Annotated in this window: 19 protein-coding genes; 16 read left to right on the top strand and 3 right to left on the bottom strand. The window is 31.3% G+C overall.

Annotated elements, in window-relative coordinates:
* The first annotated feature begins 1,038 nt into the window (after positions 1–1,038).
* From ES044_RS13085 to ES044_RS13030, 13 genes are all read left to right on the top strand, one after another.
* Positions 1,039–1,899, top strand: coding sequence for a BspA family leucine-rich repeat surface protein (locus tag ES044_RS13085; protein WP_147119885.1), 861 nt, complete (start codon positions 1,039–1,041; stop codon positions 1,897–1,899).
* Positions 1,887–2,174 (top strand): T9SS type A sorting domain-containing protein, encoded by a 288-nt coding sequence (locus ES044_RS13080; RefSeq protein WP_147119884.1) that lies wholly within the window; start codon positions 1,887–1,889, stop codon positions 2,172–2,174. Before ES044_RS13085 ends, ES044_RS13080 begins: the two co-directional genes overlap by 13 nt.
* A 290-nt stretch (positions 2,175–2,464) precedes the next feature.
* Complete coding sequence (locus tag ES044_RS13075) at positions 2,465–3,292, top strand: prephenate dehydratase (RefSeq protein WP_147119883.1); 828 nt, start codon at positions 2,465–2,467, stop codon at positions 3,290–3,292.
* Between the two features lie 69 nt (positions 3,293–3,361).
* The gene (locus ES044_RS13070) at positions 3,362–4,504 is read left to right on the top strand and encodes a pyridoxal phosphate-dependent aminotransferase (RefSeq protein WP_147119882.1); all 1,143 of its coding nucleotides are present in this window, start codon (positions 3,362–3,364) and stop codon (positions 4,502–4,504) included.
* 65 nt (positions 4,505–4,569) lie between these two features.
* On the top strand, positions 4,570–4,740 hold the full coding sequence (locus tag ES044_RS18580; protein ID WP_189663295.1) for a hypothetical protein: 171 nt from the start codon (positions 4,570–4,572) through the stop codon (positions 4,738–4,740).
* A 50-nt stretch (positions 4,741–4,790) separates the two neighbouring features.
* Positions 4,791–5,642: a prephenate dehydrogenase gene (locus ES044_RS13065; protein WP_147119881.1), complete on the top strand. Its 852-nt coding sequence runs from the start codon at positions 4,791–4,793 to the stop codon at positions 5,640–5,642.
* A gap of 20 nt (positions 5,643–5,662) precedes the next feature.
* The gene (locus ES044_RS13060; RefSeq protein ID WP_147119880.1) at positions 5,663–6,745 is read left to right on the top strand and encodes a bifunctional 3-deoxy-7-phosphoheptulonate synthase/chorismate mutase type II; all 1,083 of its coding nucleotides are present in this window, start codon (positions 5,663–5,665) and stop codon (positions 6,743–6,745) included.
* Between the two features lie 638 nt (positions 6,746–7,383).
* Positions 7,384–8,349: a ribosome small subunit-dependent GTPase A gene (gene rsgA / locus ES044_RS13055; RefSeq protein WP_147119879.1), complete on the top strand. Its 966-nt coding sequence runs from the start codon at positions 7,384–7,386 to the stop codon at positions 8,347–8,349.
* 137 nt (positions 8,350–8,486) lie between these two features.
* Positions 8,487–8,939, top strand: coding sequence for a D-aminoacyl-tRNA deacylase (gene dtd, locus ES044_RS13050; RefSeq protein WP_147119878.1), 453 nt, complete (start codon positions 8,487–8,489; stop codon positions 8,937–8,939).
* Positions 8,940–8,945: 6 nt separating this feature from the next.
* On the top strand, positions 8,946–9,593 hold the full coding sequence (locus tag ES044_RS13045; protein ID WP_223269211.1) for a TatD family hydrolase: 648 nt from the start codon (positions 8,946–8,948) through the stop codon (positions 9,591–9,593).
* The gene (locus tag ES044_RS13040) at positions 9,590–10,303 is read left to right on the top strand and encodes a ThiF family adenylyltransferase (protein ID WP_147119876.1); all 714 of its coding nucleotides are present in this window, start codon (positions 9,590–9,592) and stop codon (positions 10,301–10,303) included. The genes ES044_RS13045 and ES044_RS13040 overlap by 4 nt, the downstream gene beginning before the upstream one ends.
* An 81-nt stretch (positions 10,304–10,384) precedes the next feature.
* Complete coding sequence (locus ES044_RS13035) at positions 10,385–11,032, top strand: YceI family protein (RefSeq protein WP_147119875.1); 648 nt, start codon at positions 10,385–10,387, stop codon at positions 11,030–11,032.
* A gap of 245 nt (positions 11,033–11,277) precedes the next feature.
* Positions 11,278–12,339, top strand: a complete 1,062-nt coding sequence (locus ES044_RS13030; RefSeq protein WP_223269210.1) for a DUF3857 domain-containing protein — start codon at positions 11,278–11,280, stop codon at positions 12,337–12,339.
* 693 nt (positions 12,340–13,032) lie between these two features.
* Here the strand turns inward: ES044_RS13030 and ES044_RS13025 are convergent.
* A complete protein-coding gene (locus ES044_RS13025; RefSeq protein ID WP_147119874.1) occupies positions 13,033–13,743 on the bottom strand; it encodes a hypothetical protein in 711 nt (236 codons plus the stop codon).
* 79 nt (positions 13,744–13,822) lie between these two features.
* On the opposite strand from ES044_RS13025, the gene ES044_RS13020 reads away from it, so the two are divergent.
* Together ES044_RS13020 and ES044_RS13015 are read left to right on the top strand one after the other, a co-directional pair.
* Positions 13,823–14,692: a DUF3858 domain-containing protein gene (locus tag ES044_RS13020; protein WP_147119873.1), complete on the top strand. Its 870-nt coding sequence runs from the start codon at positions 13,823–13,825 to the stop codon at positions 14,690–14,692.
* 2 nt (positions 14,693–14,694) lie between these two features.
* Positions 14,695–16,746, top strand: a complete 2,052-nt coding sequence (locus ES044_RS13015) for a DUF3857 domain-containing protein (RefSeq protein WP_223269209.1) — start codon at positions 14,695–14,697, stop codon at positions 16,744–16,746.
* A gap of 37 nt (positions 16,747–16,783) precedes the next feature.
* Here ES044_RS13015 and ES044_RS13010 read toward each other — a convergent pair whose 3' ends face one another.
* Positions 16,784–17,242 carry an Lrp/AsnC family transcriptional regulator gene (locus ES044_RS13010; protein WP_189663294.1) on the bottom strand — a complete coding sequence of 153 codons (459 nt, stop codon included), beginning with the start codon at positions 17,240–17,242 and terminating at the stop codon, positions 16,784–16,786.
* Between the two features lie 156 nt (positions 17,243–17,398).
* Between ES044_RS13010 and ES044_RS13005 the strand changes: the two genes are divergently transcribed.
* Complete coding sequence (locus ES044_RS13005) at positions 17,399–18,616, top strand: aminotransferase class I/II-fold pyridoxal phosphate-dependent enzyme (protein WP_147187242.1); 1,218 nt, start codon at positions 17,399–17,401, stop codon at positions 18,614–18,616.
* Between the two features lie 119 nt (positions 18,617–18,735).
* Here the strand turns inward: ES044_RS13005 and ES044_RS13000 are convergent, their stop codons facing one another.
* Positions 18,736–18,960, bottom strand: coding sequence for a hypothetical protein (locus ES044_RS13000; RefSeq protein ID WP_147119870.1), 225 nt, complete (start codon positions 18,958–18,960; stop codon positions 18,736–18,738).
* Positions 18,961–19,175: the final 215 nt, after the last annotated feature.

The raw sequence follows: 19,175 nt of genomic DNA, 5'->3' as shown, positions 1-19,175 counted from the left end.
ATTTTAATATCGACACATAGTTGGTGAAAAATTCTGACTTTTTATGGGTATCACAAAAAGTAGCACTAAGTTCTGATAAATTTTTAATATCTTTGGTATGTAGCATTTTTAGCGTATTGGAATTACACTTTTAAGGTACTGAAATTTAGAAACTTAAAGGAATAAAAATGCTACTTTTTTTATTCCTTTTCTCTTTGTTTTCAAGGGGTAGTGACCTGCGAAACTTGAGGATTTAATATTAATACTTTACTCTTTCTATTTTTGCAGTTCTGTTTACCTTTTCTTTTATTTCGGTTGCAACTTTCACAATTCCGGTTTTGGATGGTCAATCCCTTTTTGCCCCATATTAAGGTTCTATTTGGCATAACAGACTTCATCAAATTAAAAATATTTTTATTTGAGCATTAATGGGTGTAACGATAATTTAACTTTAGAAAGTCACGAAAAAAAATAAAATTCAAAAATGTCTTTTTGAGTTTATAGAAGCATATTTGCGTACTATCCAAAAATTTTCGATTATTTCAAATTTACATCCGCAGGGCAAATTGTTTTTAGAAAAAAATAGGAAATCGAAAATTACACTTATTAAACGAGACAAAGAATTAACTTGGTAGCGCCTTAAAATATAGCTTTATTGATAAACCATTATTTAAAGCATTTAAATGACAGTAACTTATTTATAATCAGTTTTTTGGAATCAAATAAAGCTAAAGCCAGAACGATTTAAAATTTTGAGTAAGATGATTTGTGTTTTGCCATTGCTTTGAAAAATTGTTTACGTATCTTTATTCTAGATTATAGAAAAACACATCTTATACTGAAAATAATCCTTATAGTAACGGTTGGTTTTATAATCAGAAAGTGAACTTCATTGAATAAAAGCAGACAATTTTTCAATTGTTTTATTTCTTGTTTCATAGCAATTTAATTTTAAATAAAATACTGTGTCAACTGTCTACCCTGAATAGATAGGCGTTATTATACATCCTTAATAGCTATTACAAATAATAGCTATAAATTTCAGCCAAAAGAAATAGCATGAAAAAAATTACTTTTCTTATTTACTTTATATCACTAGCAATGTGCTCTCAAACAGTACTTAATAATGCTAATTTTCAAATAGCTATTGATGCTTGTTTAGTATCTAATCCTGTAAACGGATTATGCAGTAATAGCAAGTATGGTGCAATGCCAAATTGGGACGTGAGTCAGGTAACGTACATGAATAAAGCTTTTAAGCATAAAAAAAAGTTTAATACAGATATTAGCGATTGGGATATAAGTAATGTAATTTCTATGTACGGTATGTTTGACGGTGCCTCTTCTTTTAATCAAAATATTAGTACGTGGAACGTGAGTCAGAAAACCATTATTATGTATGCCATGTTTTATAATGCTACCTCTTTTAACCAAGATATTAGCGATTGGGATGTAAGTAAAGTGGTTGATATGCGTTTTATGTTTGAGTCGGCATCTGCTTTTAATCAAGATATTGGTGGTTGGGATGTTGGTAATGTAGATGATATGCAAAGTATGTTTAACAGAGCAATTTCTTTTAACCAAGATATTAGTGATTGGGATGTAAAAAATGTAGTTGATATGAATGCGATGTTCTACGAGGCAGCTGCCTTTAATCAAGATATTAGTGATTGGGATGTAGAGCAAGTAATTGATATGTTTGCGATGTTTTGGGACGCAAAATCTTTTGATCAAGATATTAGCTCGTGGGATGTGACGAATGTAGAAAATATGAAAGAAATGTTTGATCATTCTAGATTATCTACCGAAAGTTATGATGCTATTTTAAAAGGTTGGTCTAATTTAAAATTACAGCCAGAGGTAACACTGGGTGCAAAAGGCGTAAATTATTGTTTGGGTAAAATGCCATGCAAAATATAAAAGATACGTATAACTGGACAATTGCAGACGACGGCTTAAATTGTAAAACGGTTATTGACAAAATTAAGGTATATCCCAGTCCGGCAAAACAATACATTTCTTTAGAAGAAAGTGAGGTTTCAGTAAGCGCTTCTATTTATAATTCTAGAGGTCAAAAGGTCACTACAGCTAAAAGCACTAATAAAATAGCGATAGAAAATTTGCCAAGCGGGGTGTATACGATTAGAATTTCAGACGGCGAAAGCCAGTCTTACAAAAGGTTTGTAAAATTATAAGGAAAACACTCTTTTTTTTAACTATTATACAATGAAAAGCATTGATTTTGCAGATTTCATAAATTTCATGAAACTTTCTTGATAATATTGGTATATCTGAATTTATTCTCTAGCTTTGCTTTTTAAACGAAGCACACTAAAATGGTAAATAACAATTATACTCGTTTCTTCTTTTACTTTTATTTTTACAATAAAAGAAGAGGCTTTGTATCGTGTTGTTAAAAAACATTAAAAATATAAAAAGTCTCGAATTTACTTCGAGGCTTTTTTTTTGATATGAAATGTAAGTAATGAATAAAATTATCGCTATACAAGGAGCAGAGGGCTCAAATCATCATAAAGTTGCACGCGACTTTTACGGAACAGCTATACAATTAAAAGAATGCATGTCTTTTGATGCTTTGGTAGATAGTTTGTTAGATACTTCTGCTACGCATGGCGTTATGGCTTTAGAAAATACCATTGCAGGTTCTATTATTCCTAACTATGCGTTAATAGATAAGAACAACTTGCAAATTACAGGAGAACAATATTTAAATATTCATCATCATCTCATGGCTTTAAAAGGTCAAGATATTAAAGATATTAAAGAAGTTTGGTCGCATCCGATGGCATTATTACAATGCAAAGAATTTTTTAAGAAATATCCTCATATAAAATTAGTAGAAGATGTAGATACTGCAGAAGTAGCAAAAAGAATAGCAAAAGAAAGTTTAGCAGGCATTGCAGCAATCGCTCCAAAAATAGCCGCAGAAATTTTTGATTTAGCAATTTTAGAAGACGGAATTCAGACCATTAAAGATAATTCAACACGATTTGTAATTGTAGAAACAACTGTACCTCTTAACGGTATTGATCAAATCAATAAAGCCTCTTTAAAGTTTCAATTAAATCATAAAAGAGGAAGTTTAGCAGCAATTTTAAATGTGTTGAGTGATTGTAAAATGAACCTCACTAAAATACAATCGTTGCCAGTGATAGAAACACCCTGGAAATATTCTTTTTTTGTAGATGTTACGTTTGATGAGTATCAAGAATATCAAAAAGCGATTACAATTATAGAAATAATGGCCGAAGAATTTAAGATTTTAGGAGCTTATAAAAATGGAAGAAAATGACGAAGTCACTCTGAACTTTTATGCTGAACTAGTTTCAGTATGTTTTAGAGTCTTATTATGTATAAAATTATGATACAACCTGCAAAAAGATTAGACACAGTTCAAGAATACTATTTCTCTAAAAAATTAAGAGAAGTTAGGGGTTTGATGGCTGCCGGAAAACCAATTATCAACATGGGAATTGGTTCTCCAGATTTACAACCACCAGTAAAAGTAATTGAAGCAATTCAAGGAAGTTTAAGTGATGCAGCTGCGCATAAATATCAGTCTTATCAGGGTTTGCCCGAATTAAGAAACGCAATTTCTAACTTCTATAAAAGCAAGTTTTCTGTAGATTCAAATCCAGAAGATGAGGTGTTGCCTTTAATGGGAAGCAAAGAGGGCATTATGCACATCTCTATGGCTTTTTTAAATGATGGTGATAAAGTTTTAATTCCGAATCCAGGATACCCAACCTATACTTCAGTAACGAAATTAGTTGGCGCAGAACCTTTATTTTATGACTTAAGTGCTGATAACGATTGGAAACCAAATTTTGAGGAATTAGAAAGTCAAGATTTAACGGATGTAAAAATAATGTGGGTAAATTATCCGCACATGCCAACAGGAACTAACGCAACGTTAGAAACGTTTAAAAAGTTGGTGGAATTCGGTAAAAAGCATCAAATTTTAATCATTAATGACAATCCGTATAGTTTTATCTTAAACGAGCACCCAATTAGTATTTTACAGGTAGAGGGCTCAAAAGAGATTGCTTTAGAACTAAACTCTTTAAGCAAAACGTTTAACATGGCGGGTTGGCGCGTTGGTATGGTTTTAGGAAACGCTAATTTTATCAACGAGATATTAAAAGTAAAAAGTAATATGGATTCTGGTATGTTTTACGGAATTCAAAAAGGCGCCATAGAAGCTCTAGAATTATCTAATGATTGGTTTACGGCGCAAGACAAAATTTACAAAGAACGCAGAAATTTAATTTGGCAATTGGCAGATAAATTGAATTGTACTTATGATAAAAATTCTACAGGATTATTTGTTTGGGCAAAAATCCCTGAAGGAAAAAAATCTGAAGAAGTTACAGATGCAATTTTATACGATAAAGATATTTTTATAACTCCAGGAACTATTTTTGGGAGTCAAGGAGAAGGATATATTCGTTTTTCGTTATGTGTAACGACAGAGATAATTCAAGAAGCGATAAAAAGGCTGTAAGCAGTAAGCTATAGATTTTAGGCGTATTGCTATTGGCTAATCGCTAAAAGCAAATAAGAAAAGGAATGAAAAATAATAATGAAGCAAAAAGAACTGTTTTCGGTTTACTGTTTGGAGTTGTCCTTGTAAGTTTAATGGAAAATACAGGTTTAGGAAGTGGAATTGGTCTTTTATGTAGCGTTGCAATAGGTAATATTTTGAATCAAAAAGATAAAATTAGATTTACAAGTTTTTAAGCCACTAGCTAATCGCCAGAAGCTAAAAGTTAAAAGCCAAAAAGAAATAAATGAAAAATATATACATGATTGGGGTTGGTTTAATTGGCGGTAGTTTTGCTATTGACATTAAAAAACACCATCCAGAAGTTATAATTCACGGAATTGATATCGATGAAAATAACTTAAATGAAGCAAAAGAATTAGGTGTAATTCAAGAAAAAGCAACGCTAGAGGATATTAAAAATGCAGATCTAGTAATTGTATCAATTCCGGTTGATGCTACTGTAAAATTACTACCAACTATTTTAGATAAAATTTCTGAAACAGGTTTGGTTGTGGATGCCGGTTCTACAAAAGAAGCAATTTGTAAAGCAGTTGAACATCATCCAAAAAGAAGAAATTTTTTAGCATGTCACCCGATTGCAGGAACAGAAAAATCTGGACCAACAGCCGCTATTTCTGGCTTATACGTTGGGAAAACAAATATTATATGTGAAGTAGAAAAGACAACTTTTAAGCTGCAAGAAAAAGCGTTAAAGCTTTTTACAGACATTGGAATGCGTATTCGGTATATGGATCCTGTTTCTCATGATAAACACATTGCGTATGTTTCGCATTTATCGCACATCAGTGCATTTATGTTGGGCAAAACGGTTATCAACAAAGAAAAAAATGAACGTGATATTTTCGATATGGCAGGTTCTGGATTTGAATCAACAGTTCGTTTGGCAAAAAGTTCGCCAGCAATGTGGACGCCAATTTTTAAACAAAATAAAGAAAACGTTATTGAAACGTTAGAAGAATATATCAACAATTTAAAGCATTTTAAAGAGTTGATGGAACAAGATAATTTCTCTGAAATTTTTAACGAAATGGAGAATACAAATTATATAAAACAAATTTTAAACGGCATAAAGTAAGCGCCAAAACAAGTAGAAAAATGGAGAATACAAAAGAATTAAGAACATGGTTGGATGATATGAATTTAGAGCATCCTCTAGTAATAGCAGGGCCCTGTAGTGCAGAAACTGAAGAACAAGTTTTAAAAATTGCGCACGAGTTAAAAGATTCTGATGTAAATTATTTTAGAGCAGGAATTTGGAAACCAAGAACAAGACCCGGTATGTTTGAGGGTGTTGGCGAAATTGGTTTAAGATGGTTAAAAAAGGTAAAAGAGCAAACAGGCATGAAAACCTGTACAGAAGTTGCAAATGCAGCACATGTAAAATTAGCAATTGATAATGATGTAGATTTATTATGGATTGGCGCACGTTCTACAGTATCGCCTTTTATTATGCAAGAAATTGCAGATGCTTTGGCAGGAACAGACAAAATTGTATTGGTTAAAAATCCTGTAAATCCAGATTTAGCTTTGTGGTTAGGAGGTATTGAAAGATTATACACTGCAGGAATCAAGAATTTAGGAGCAATTCACAGAGGGTTTTCTACCTATGAAAAAACGAAATACAGAAATATTCCAGAATGGCAAATAGCTATTGAATTTCAAAATAGATTTCCAGATTTACCATTAATTAACGATCCATCTCATATTACAGGAAATAGAGAAATGATCTTTGATGTTTCTCAAACTGCTTTAGATTTAAATTTTGATGGTTTAATGATCGAAACTCACGTTGATCCAGAAAATGCTTGGAGTGATGCTGCACAGCAAGTTACACCAACAAAGTTGAAGCAAATTATGGAGGATTTAAAAATCAGAAAAGAGAGTAATACAGAAGAAGATTACACAAAATCTTTAGATAATTTACGTGCTCAAATTAACGTAGTTGATGGTCAGTTAATAGATCTATTAGGAAAACGTATGAAAGTTGCTGATCAAATTGGTGGCTTAAAGAAAGAGAAAAACGTAGCCGTTTTGCAATCTAAACGTTGGAACGAGATTCTTGGAAATATGATTTTAGAAGGCGAAAGTAAAGGTTTAAGTGAAGAATTTGTATTGAAAATGTTCAAGGCAATTCACCAAGAATCTATTAATCATCAAGAAAAGGTGATTAACGGATAATAATCTTATACTATTTTTATTATTATGCTGAACTTGTTTCAGTAGCTGTTATTAGTGAAACTTAATTTTGAAAAATAGCGAAGCTATGAATTCAAAATTGTAAGTTGAACTAATCCCGCTTTTTAGCGGAATCTTGGGTTTAATACCTCGACGCTCTGCTTAGAAATATTAAAAGGATATTCCTTTTTGATGCCTCGATAGTTCAGCATCGAGATTGTTCATTAAATTTTAGCCATAAATTCACTAATTATTTGTGAATTTATGGTTTTTTTTTGGCGTTACCAAGCAAAAAAGCTTGGTCAGGCTGAGTTTATCTCGGGCGAAGTCGAAAGGCACCCGCTTCAGGCCAAAAAGCTTGAGAGCTAAAACAATTGCTCAATTCTTAACGCGCAGCGCAAACTTAAAAAGGAAGTTCTATTCGCTAACTTTTAGAATATTAAGACCTCACAGGTTTTTAAAACCTGTGAGGTCTTTTTTTTTATTCAAACTGTCACTTCGAGTAAAATTTCTTTTTCAGAAATTTTGGATGGAGAAGTTTTAGTTAAAACTAAAAGTTTTCGACATAATTTTCTCATAAAAATGAAAAACACTCGAATTGACATTCTAATATTTAAGTAAAATTCTGCATCTTTGTAACAATGATCGGAATCGTATATAAATCTACAGGAAGTTGGTATCAAGTAAAGTCTAATGACGGAGAATTTCATAAATGTAGAATGAAAGGAAAGTTTAGAATTGCAGACATCAAAAGTACTAACCCTATTGCGGTTGGCGATAAAGTTGTTTTCGATTTAGAAAAAAAAGGAGACGAAGAAACAGGTGTCATCAAAAAGATTTTAGATCGAGATAATTTTATTGTCAGAAAATCGGTAAATCTCTCTAAACAAATTCATATAATTGCGGCGAATATAGATCAGGTTTTCTTGCTGATTACTATTAATAATCCGCCAACATTTACAACCTTTATAGATCGTTTTTTAGTTTCAACAAGAGCGTATAGAATAGAAACAATTCTTATTTTTAATAAAATAGATTCTTACGAGTTAGAAGAGCGTGCGGAGATTCTATATTTAAAAGATATTTACGAAGCCATTGGTTATAGATGTGTAGAGGTTTCTTCTACTCAAAATAAAAATGTAGAGACCGTTAAAGAAATAATGACTGGTAAAACATCGATGTTTGTTGGGCATTCTGGCGTTGGTAAATCTACTTTAGTTAATGCAATAGAGCCTTCTTTAAATTTAAAGACCAAAGAAATTTCTGAACAACACATGCAAGGAAAGCACACAACAACTTTTGCAGAAATGTTCGATTTAAGTTTTGATGCTAGAATTATAGACACTCCAGGAATTAAAGGTTTTGGGGTTGTAGATATCGATAAATACGAATTGGGAGATTATTTTCCGGAATTTTTTGCGCTGAAACAAGACTGTAAATTCAATAACTGTATTCATAACAAAGAACCACATTGTGCTGTAAAAGATGCTTTAGAAGAGGATAAAGTTTCTTGGTCTCGTTATAAAAGTTATTTGCAAATTTTAAGCGGAGATGAGGAAAAAGAACATTTTAGAACTGATATTTGGGATGAAGAAGAGGATAACTAGGCTTTTTGTCTTTCAGACATTTCTCTAAAGATGAAAAACGACATTAATTATATTTTGAATTAAGAAATAGCTATCATGAGCATTCATAAAGAGTACGAGTTTCTTCGCCTTTGCGAAGGATTAAGGATGGTCTTCTCATGAAAATTGTTATCCAGAGAGTTTCAAAAGCAAGCGTAACAATCAATGAACTAAAAGTAGCATCCATAGAAAAAGGATTGCTAGTTTTAATAGGAATTGTAAATGAAGATGCACAAGATGATATTGATTTTTTAGTGCGAAAAATTGCAAACCTGCGCATTTTTAATGATGAAGATAAAGTAATGAATTTATCACTAAAAGATATCGAAGGAGAAGTAATTGTAGTAAGTCAGTTTACCTTGCAAGCAGCAACCAAAAAAGGAAACAGGCCAAGTTATATAAAGGCGGCAAAACCAAAAACTGCCATTCCGTTATATGAAAACTTTGTTAGATCACTTGAAAAAGAAACCAATACAAAAGTACAAACTGGTAAATTTGGTGCAGATATGAAAGTGGAACTCTTAAACGAAGGACCCGTTACTATTATCATTGATTCAAAAAATAAAGAGTAGTTGTTAGTGAAGTATTTTGATGTTCATACACATATTATTTCTTCGGATAAAAATGTAGTTTCAATTTTAAATACATATCCAAATTCAATAGATTTTTCACATTCTTTTTCAATTGGGTTGCATCCTTGGTATATCAACAGAGAAAAAGTTGAAGAAGAACTTTTAAGGGTTGAACTTAAATTACAACACAAAAATTGCTTTGCTTTAGGAGAATGTGGTTTGGATACCATTACAAAAGTAGATTTTGATGTTCAGAAGTCTGTGTTTAGAAAACAGATTGCGTTATCAGAAAAATATCAGAAACCATTAATGATTCATTGTGTAAAAGCACATCAAGAAATTATCAGCTTAAAAAAAGAGATAAAACCTATGCAGCAATGGGTTTTACACGGGTTTAATAAGAATCTACAACTTGCACAAAGTTTATTGAAAAACGGAATTGTAGTATCTTTCGGAGCGGCAATCATCAGCCATAAAAAATTACAAGAAGTAGTTTTAGAGATTCCGTTAGAGAATATGTTACTAGAAACAGATGATAATACAGATCTTAAAATTCAAGAAATTTATCAGAAAGTTGCAGTTATAAAAAAAATAGAAGTTAAAGAGCTTCAACAAAAAATAGCACAGAATTTTAAACGTATTTTTAAAGGATGAGTTGGTTAGAACGCACAGAATTACTAGTTGAAAAAGAAGGAATAGAGAAGCTACAAAAAGCGAATATTTTAGTCGTTGGTTTGGGCGGTGTTGGCTCTTATGCAGCAGAATTTATTGCAAGATCAGGTGTGCAAAAAATGACGCTTGTAGATGGCGATTTTTTTGATGAAACCAATAAAAACAGACAATTACCAGCGTTAGACTCTACTCTAGGAAAATCGAAAGCAAAGGTTTTAGCAGCAAGATTAAAAGACATCAACAAAGAAATAGAATTGACTGTTTTAGAAGAGTTTTTATCTCCAGACAGAGCGTATGAAATTGTGTCAAAAGAGTTCGATTATGTGCTAGATTGTATCGACAGTATTACGCCAAAAGTAAATTTGATAGTTGCGGCAAGAAGAAAAAAAGTAAAAATAATTTCTTCTATGGGAGCTGGTGGCAAGTTAGATGTAACCAAAATAAAGATAAAAGATATTGCCAATACAAAGAATTGTACAATGGCAAGAGTTTTAAGAAAAAGGTTAAAAGAGCGTAAAGTAAATAAAGGAGTGAAAGCAGTTTATTCTGAAGAAATGCAAATTTCTAAAAGTGTAAAAATTACAGATGGTACTAATTTTAAAAAATCGTATTATGGTACAATCAGTTATATGCCAGCGGCCTTTGGTTTGCAAGCGGCAGCGCATGTGATTAATTTTTTATTAAAAAAGTAAAAAATATTTTCCAAGGAAAATAAATTGATTGTATCTTTGTACTTCAAAATCATAAAAACAATTAATAAAAAGAACAATAGTATGAAAAAAATAATTTTATCTTTAGTACTTGCTGCATCAGTTTTAACAGGCTGTAAAGGCGAAAAAAAGGCTGCAGTTGAAACAGAAAAAGCAAAAGTAGTTGATGTAAATGTTTCAGAATTAGACAATGTAAATATAGCGGAGTCTGTTTTAACATGGAAAGGAACAAAACCTGGAGGCGCACATAATGGAGATGTAGCGATTCAAAAAGGAGGATTATTGGTCGAAAATGGTGTTTTAATCGGAGGACAGTTCACATTTGATATGACTTCAATAAAAGTATTAGACATTCCGGCAGACGAGGAAGGAAACGGAAAATTGGTGGGGCATTTAAGCAGTCCAGACTTTTTTGACGTTACTACCTACCCAGGCTCTAAATTTACAATTACCAAAGTAGAAGGGAAGAACGGAAAGGTAGATATTACGGGAAATTTAACAGTAAAAGACGTTACTAAAAGCATCACAATTCCTGCTACAATTATGATGGAAGACGGCATTACAACGTTAAAAAGCGATAATTTTAATATAAACAGAGCAGAATTTAATATTCAATATAAATCTAAAAGCTTCTTTTCTATAGAAGAGTTAAAAGATAAATTTATCGATGATTTAATTGAAATGTCTTTCGTAGTTAAAACAAAAGCATAATTCATAAAGCTTTAAAAGCTTCCAAAAATAAATTAATCTAAAATTATAAAAAACATGAAATCTAATAAAGCTCAAAGACCTTGTGGATGTGGAAATACATCAGACCCAGATGGTTATTGTGATGGTTCACACGCAAATAAAAAATAGAACAAATGCTATGTAGCATTTAATGTTAATTTAAACCCAAAACTTTTTTAGTTTTGGGTTTTTCTTTTTTACATTGCAGTGCTAGTTAAAAAGATTGTATGTATAAAAAAATTCCCTTATTTGTTTATTTCTTATTCTTTTCTATATGCTGTTTTTCTCAAAAAACAGTATATGCAGCATTTTTAATTCCTGCTGATTTAAAAGAGGATGCAAATGCGGTTGTTAGAAACAATTCTAGAGAAATTACTATTGAAGCTGTAAATAGCATGGTTGTTTATAATAGAGAGGTTGTTACTGTTTTAAACAAGCTTGGCAATAGCGATGCAATTATTTCTGCGCGGTATAATAACGATACAAAAATAACCAAACTGTCGGCATATATTTATGATGCTTTTGGCAATGAAATTAAAAAGTATAAGGCGAGAGATTTTTTAGATGTAAGTGCGGTGTCTGGCGGAACTTTATACTCAGACGCTAGAGTAAAATATATAGAGTATACGCCAATAGGATATCCGTATACTTTGGTTTTTGAATCTGAATATAAAACAGCTACAACAGGTTTTATTCCGTGGTGGTTTCCTGTAAATGGCTATTATGTTTCAGTAGAAAAAAGCACCTATAAAATAAACAATCCAACAGGGATTGCTTGGCGAAAAAAAGAAACAAATTTCACTGATTTTAATATCGAAAAAAAGGATTCAGACACAGGGCTTCAGTATGTGTTAAAAAATCAGAAAGCATTTGAATATGAGCATAGTGCACGCTCGCCAAGAGATATTTTACCAAAAGTAAAAGTAGCACTGAATACGTTTTATTTAAAAGGTGTTTATGGAGAAGCTACCAATTGGCAAGAATTTGGTCAATGGATGCATACAGCGCTTATTGAAGGTAGAGATATTATTAATGAAGCTACTAAAACTAAAATAGTAGATTTAGTTAAAGATGCCAAAAGCCCAATAGAAAAAGCAAAAATAGTATACCAGTTTATGCAAAACAAAACCCGTTATATTAGCGTTCAAGTTGGTATTGGTGGCTGGGAACCCATTACAGCAAACCAAGTAGATAAGGTTGGTTATGGCGATTGTAAAGGGCTAACAAATTATACAAAAGCATTGTTAGAGGTTGTTGGTGTAACTTCTTATTATACCCTTTATGTATAAGAATAGTTGCGGTTTTGTATGCGAGGATTTTCCGAAGGAAAATCAGACGTTACAAACACGCAACGACCTTTGATTAAGCACTAAACCGCAATTATTTTTATACGGTGTTGCTATTTCGTTGTTTTTATTCAGATTTTTAATTATTCGGCTAAATTCCGTTTTTATTTTTTTCAGCGTTTGAGTGAATTCGGTCAGCGATTTATTCCGCAAACTTTTTCAATTCCGATTGAGTGAGAATTCCGTAAATTGCTAAATTCTGCATTCAGTTCAGATTTTTGTTTTTCAATTCAGATTCCGATTTCGCAAACAAGCTAAAAATTCCAACGTAATTTCTATTAAAGCAATAATTTAATTAGAAAAGTGTTGTCCGAAATGTTGTCCCCAATGCATTATTCTTTGGTCAATTTCGTCTAATGTCGGACGAGAATAAATTCCGTATGCACATACTATTAACAATACAATTATGATAATTAATAGAATGGTATTCAAATTTGATTTTTTCATATTTTTAATTTTTGTTTATATTTCTATTTTGAGTTCGTTTTTCAATGAATGGCAACGTTTATGTATAAGGTTAGTTGCGTGTTTTAAGCGACTAATTTAGTAAATAAAACACAAACCAAGAAAGTCCGTTTGGACTTTCGTAAATAAGCTAAAAGCCAGCAATTAATTTTATACGGTGTTGTGCTTTCGTTATTTTTTCAGAATCTCATTTATTTTATTAAAGTCCTTTTTTATGTGTAATTCTAAAATGTTTTTTACCTCGCTATAATTTTCTGCTTGATAATGATTTTCCTTATTCTCTCCATATATTAAACTTAAATTCAGATTTTTATTAACTTCTGTAATGAATTCTTCGTCATTTTCTACCAACATTGAAATCCAAAATGCTCCGTGTTCTTTGTCCATAATTTTCAAATCATTCAAAGCTTTTTGAATATCTGATTGGTTTACGTTTTCTTTACTATAACCTCCAGCATATTGAATATAAGATTCAGATAGCATTACACCTTTTGATTGGAAAAAATAATTTTCAAGTCTTTCATAAAATTTTCCGTGTTGAGGAATTCTTCTTTTAGATAAATAATTTAAAAGTTCATTCTTTTTTTCGTTTTTCAAGAAGTAATAATAAATTCCATAACTTATACTGAAACCTTTACTCAAACCAACTGTTTTTATGTCTTCCTTTTTTACTTTATCTAATTTCTTTTCAATTTTTGATTCAAGTGAATAGCTGTAACAGATGAATTTCGTTAGTTTTTGATTTTCTTTTTCAAATAATGATAATAATTCAAGAGTTTTTATTCCGCTTTGCTTTTGTTCTTCTTCTGAAAGTTTTTCAAGTATTTCATAATCAGATGAAATTAGTTTTACTTTCAGAATAGAGCATATTTTTTCATCCATTTCAGATATTAATGGATTATTAAATAATGTTATATTTTTTTTTCTCCTAAACCACATTTTTATATCTGGATTTTTTTTAATGAAGCACAACATTGTATATGCGGAAGAAAAAAGAAATTTAGATACAAATTTTGCTTCTATACAGGGCAATCATGCCATTTTAAATATCCCAAATAAAGGAGAAGATATTTGGTTAGAGTGCACAAGTCAAACCAAACCTTTTGGTTTTTTGGGAGATTTTACAGATGATAGAGACGTTTTGGTTGTAACTCCCGAAGGCGGTTTTATCAAAAGAACTGCTTCTTACAAAGACGAGATAAATTTACAAACAAGCACTGCAACCATTAATCTAACAGAAAAAGGTGATGTAAAAGCAAGTTTAAAAAGGGTTTCTAAAGGGATACAATATGATGATAAATCTTATTTAGATAATTTAACGGAACAAGAGTTGATAAAAACATATAAATCTAACGTTTGGGGCTATAACAACAATTTAGAGGTAAATTCTCATAGTTTGATAAACGACAAAGAAAAGGTTGTCTTTACAGAAAATTTAGAACTTTCGATTAGAAGTTATGCGGCAATCAATGAAAATGACTATTTATTTCGAATAAATATATTTAATAAAGAAAGTTTTGTTCCTAAACGTTATAGAACTAGAAATTTACCGTTAAAAATTAGTAGAGGTTATAAAGACGAAGATGCTTATGTCATTAATATTCCTGCCTCTTATCAATTAGAATATATTCCGGCGGATAAAAAAATAGCAACAAAATTTGGGCAATATACCATCAGTTTTAAAAAAATAAACGAAACTAGTTTTTCTTACAAAAAAACAATTTTAATCAAAGAAGGACTGTATCCTAAAGAAGCGTATAACGCTTACAGAAGTTTTAGAAGAAGTATTGCAAAATCAGAAAATTTAAGAATAGCACTCACAAAAAAATAATCATGAAAAATAACTTTATTATAATACTCGTATTTATGATTTTCGGATCGGTTACAGCGCAAAATTATAAGTTTGGTAAGGTATCAAAAGAAGAAATTGAAGAACAGTTTTATCCTCAAGATTCTACTGCAGATGCTGCTTATTTGTATAAATTCAGAAAAACCTATTATAATTACAACAATAATTCTGGGTTTGAAATTGTAAACGAAGTGCATATTAGGATGAAATTATACACCACAGAAGGTTTTGGTTATGCTACTTTTAAATTGCCTTATGTAACCCCAGAGAGCGGCCAATCAGAAAAAATTTCAGGTGTTAAAGCGTATACCTATAATATTGATGAAAAAGGGAAAATGAACGAAGACAAGCTTTCTAAAAATGATGTTTTTGATGAAAAGGTGAGTAAATTTAGGCATATTAAAAACGTAACCATGCCCAATTTAAAAGAGGGTTCTGTGATTGAGTTTAAATATACAATGACTTCTCCTTTTATAGATTATGTAGATGATTTACAGTTTCAGCATGGTATTCCTGTAAAAAAAATACAGTATACCATAGAAACTCCAGAATGGTTGGTTTTTACTAAAAAAAATAAAGGGTATTACTATGTAAAACCAATTGAGACGGCAAGAAATGGTAGTATTACTTTTAGAACTAAAGTGAGAACGAAAAACAATTATACTACAAGTAGAGGAGCACCTGGAGGCGGAAATACTACATCGACGTCTTATGAGAATACAAAACAAAATCTTGCTTATAATATTTCAAGTTACGAAGCAGAAAATATACCTGCCTTAAAAGATAACGAACCCTTTGTAGGAAGCGTAAGAAGTTATAGAGGCGGCGTTAAATATGAAATGACAGGGACTAGATATCCTAATTCTAGACTTAAAAACTATTCTACAACCTGGAATAATGTAGCTAAAGAGATTTATAAATCTAGCAATTTTGGTGGTGAACTATCTAAAACTAACTATTTTAAAAACGATTTAGATGCCTTGTTAGCAGGAGTTACATCAGAAGTAGAGAAAATGGCTAAAGTTTTTCAGTTTGTAAAATCAAACGTAAAATGGAACGGATATAACGGAAAGTACACCGATCAAGGGGTAAAAAAAGCATATGAAGATCATACGGGTAATGCTGCAGAAATTAACCTTATGCTTACCGCAATGTTACGAGAAGCAGGCTTAAACGCCAATCCTGTTTTAGTGAGTTCTAAAGGTAACGGAGTACCACTTTTTCCTACGATTAAAGGATTTAATTATGTAATTTCTAGCGTACAATTTTCAGATAATTCTCAAGTTTTATTAGATGCTACAGAGCCTTTTAGCATGCCAAATGTGTTGCCAAAAAGAGATTTAAACTGGAACGGAAGAGTTGTTACAGAAAATGGAGAGTCTTCTTGGGTAAAATTAGCCGCATCAGAACATGCTACAACCGAGAATATGGTGATGGTAAAAGTGTCTGATGATTTTATGGTTAATGGTTTTATAAGAACAAAGTATGATAATTTAAAAGCGTTAGATTTTAGAAAAAGCAAAAACCATATTAAGGACGAAGAATTGAGAGCAAAATATGAGGAAAATAACAATATAGAAGTAGAAGATTTTAAAATTGTAAACCAAGATGTTTTAAACAAGGTAATCATTAGAAATGTAAAATTTTCTAGTGAAGATTTGGTAGAAGGTATTGGCAATAAACTGTATATAGAACCTTCTTTATTTTTAACAAAAAGAACAAATCCTTTTAAGCTAGAAGATCGAAAATTTCCTGTAGATTTTGCTACTGTGTGGAGAGATGTAAACAAAGTAACCATTCAAATTCCTAAAGGTTATCGTGTAGAAACATTACCAGAGCCTTTAGCAATAGCGCTACCAGATAATTTAGGTGTTTTTAAATATCAAGTAGTTATAGGTGGTAATAAGATAAAAACAGTGTCTATTTTAGAGTTTAATGCTGCAATGATACCACCAAAATATTATACCTTTTTAAAAGATTTTTATGGTCAAGTAGTACAAAAAGAATCAGAGAAAATAGTTTTGGTAAAAATCTAAAAGAACAACCTCAAAAAATTATTTTTTGAGGTTTTTTTTAAAGCTCAATAGCCGTTGTGTTTTTCACTTCTTCTATGGCAAAGGTGCTTTGTGTGCTGCCAATGTATTTGATTGCTGTTAATTTTGTAACCATAAACTGTCTGTATTCATCCATATCTTTTACGTAGATTTTTAAAATATAATCGTAATCTCCGCTTACATGAAAACATTCAGAAACCTCCTCTAATTTTAAAATTTCACGTTCAAAAGTAGTAACGTATTCTTTAGAGTGTTGCACCAATTTTACGTGACAAAAAACTAAAAAAGATTTTTCGATTTTCTTTTTGTTCGCAATGGCTACATATTTATCAATTACGCCATGATTCTCTAACTTTTTTATACGCTCATAAACAGCGGTTACAGATAAATTTAACTGTAAAGACAATTGTTTTGTGGTTTGTTTACTGTTGATTTGTAGTAGGTTAATCAGTTTTTTATCAATTTTATCTAATATCATATACAAAAATTATCTAAAAAAGAGGTGTAAAGTCACCTTTCTTGGTTTTTAAAACCAATATTTTGTTTAAAGATAGATAATAAAACTATATAATAAGGTAATTATTGTTTATTGTTCTAAATAGTTGTCAATTTGAATAAATATAAAGTACTTATTATGAAATTCAATCCAGCAGATACTATTCAAGATTTACAATACTTTGGCGAATTTGGCGGTGTAAATCCGTCTATTTCAGATTCATCTACCTATACCTTTTTATCAGCAAAAACAATGGTTGATACTTTTGAAGGAAATACAGATGGTTGTCATTTATATTCACGCCATACAACACCAAGTAACCTGAATTTAGGGGATGCTTTAGCAGCCATGGAAGGTACCGAAACCGCTAATGTTGCGGCTTCGGGAATGGGTTCAATTACACCAGTTCTATTACAATTATGTGATGCTGGTGATCATATTGTTTCTAGTAGAACTATTTACGGCGGAACCTATGCTTTTTTAAAGAACTTTATTCCGAGATTAGGAATACAAACAAGTTTTGTAGACATTACAAAACTAGCTATTGTAGAAGCAGCAATCACTAAAAATACCAAGATCTTATATTGCGAATCTGTTAGTAATCCGCTATTAGAAGTTGCAGACATTATTGGTTTATCAGCGATAGCTAAAAAACACAATTTAAAATTAGTGGTTGATAATACCTTTTCTCCGTTGTCAATTACGCCCGCAAAATTAGGCGCAGATATTGTATGCCATAGTTTAACAAAATTTATCAATGGTTCTTCGGATGCTGTTGGAGGCGTGGTTTGTGGATCACAAGAATTCATCAATGATTTACGAAGTGTAAACGATGGCGCAAGTATGTTGTTAGGTTCTACAATGGATAGTTTGAGAGCATCTTCTATCTTAAAAAATATGAGAACTTTGCACATCAGAATGAAACAACACAGCAAAAATGCTGCTTTTTTAGCAGGTAAATTTCATGCTGACGGGTTAATAACGGTTTATCCAGGATTAGAATCTCATCCTTCGCACGAACTTTTTAAAAGTATGATGAATGCTGAATATGGTTTTGGAGGTATGTTAACTATCGATGCGGGCTCTTTAGAAAAAGCAAACGCTTTAATGGAATTAATGCAACAGAAAAATATTGGTTATTTAGCGGTGAGTTTAGGCTTTTACAAAACCTTATTTTCTGCTCCGGGTACATCTACATCTTCAGAGATATCAGAAGACGAACAAAAAGAAATGGGGTTAACAGACGGATTAATTCGTTTCTCTATTGGTTTAGATAACGATATTGAACGTACGTACAGAATGATGAAAACCTGTATGATTGAAGTTGGAGTTTTAGAAAACGAATTGGTATTGTAAGATTTATTTCATAAACATCAAAAATTAATTGAGCCCCATAAATTACATGCTCGCTATAATTTATGGGGTTTTTTGAATTCAAGGAAAGATTTAAACTCCCTTTAAACGCTCAATAAATTTCACAAATCTTTTTTAGTTGGCGAATTCCCGTCGAGCGGTGCAAGATCCCATTCTTTATTTTTCTTGAAGAACATAAATTTAAAAACAAAAGTATTGGCATCTTTATAATTTAGCATTGGGTATCTTAAAGCTACATACCTATAAGTACCTGCTTTTTCTTTTTGTATAATATTGTAATAGTCATTATTAAACCAAGCTAGGGTTTTTAGATTCTTATCATTCACATCAATCAGATGATGACTCTTATCAATGGTACTTATTTAATCTGCTGTAGCACTTGTATCTAGCAGAGCATAAAAAGTAAGATAATAGTGGTTTTCAGTTTCTGCAACGCCATACCAGAGAATGTTTTTAAAAATAGTAGGTTGTGCCGAAAATCGGCTATCGGTAATTCTGGTTTTTTAAAAGATTCTTTAAAAACTGAATTGATATAAAACTT

The sequence above is a fragment of the Polaribacter sp. IC066 genome, from assembly GCF_007997085.1.
Classification (GTDB): Bacteria; Bacteroidota; Bacteroidia; order Flavobacteriales; family Flavobacteriaceae; genus Polaribacter.
Note: the sequence above shows the minus strand (reverse complement) of the source record. Positions and strands in the feature narration are given on the sequence as shown.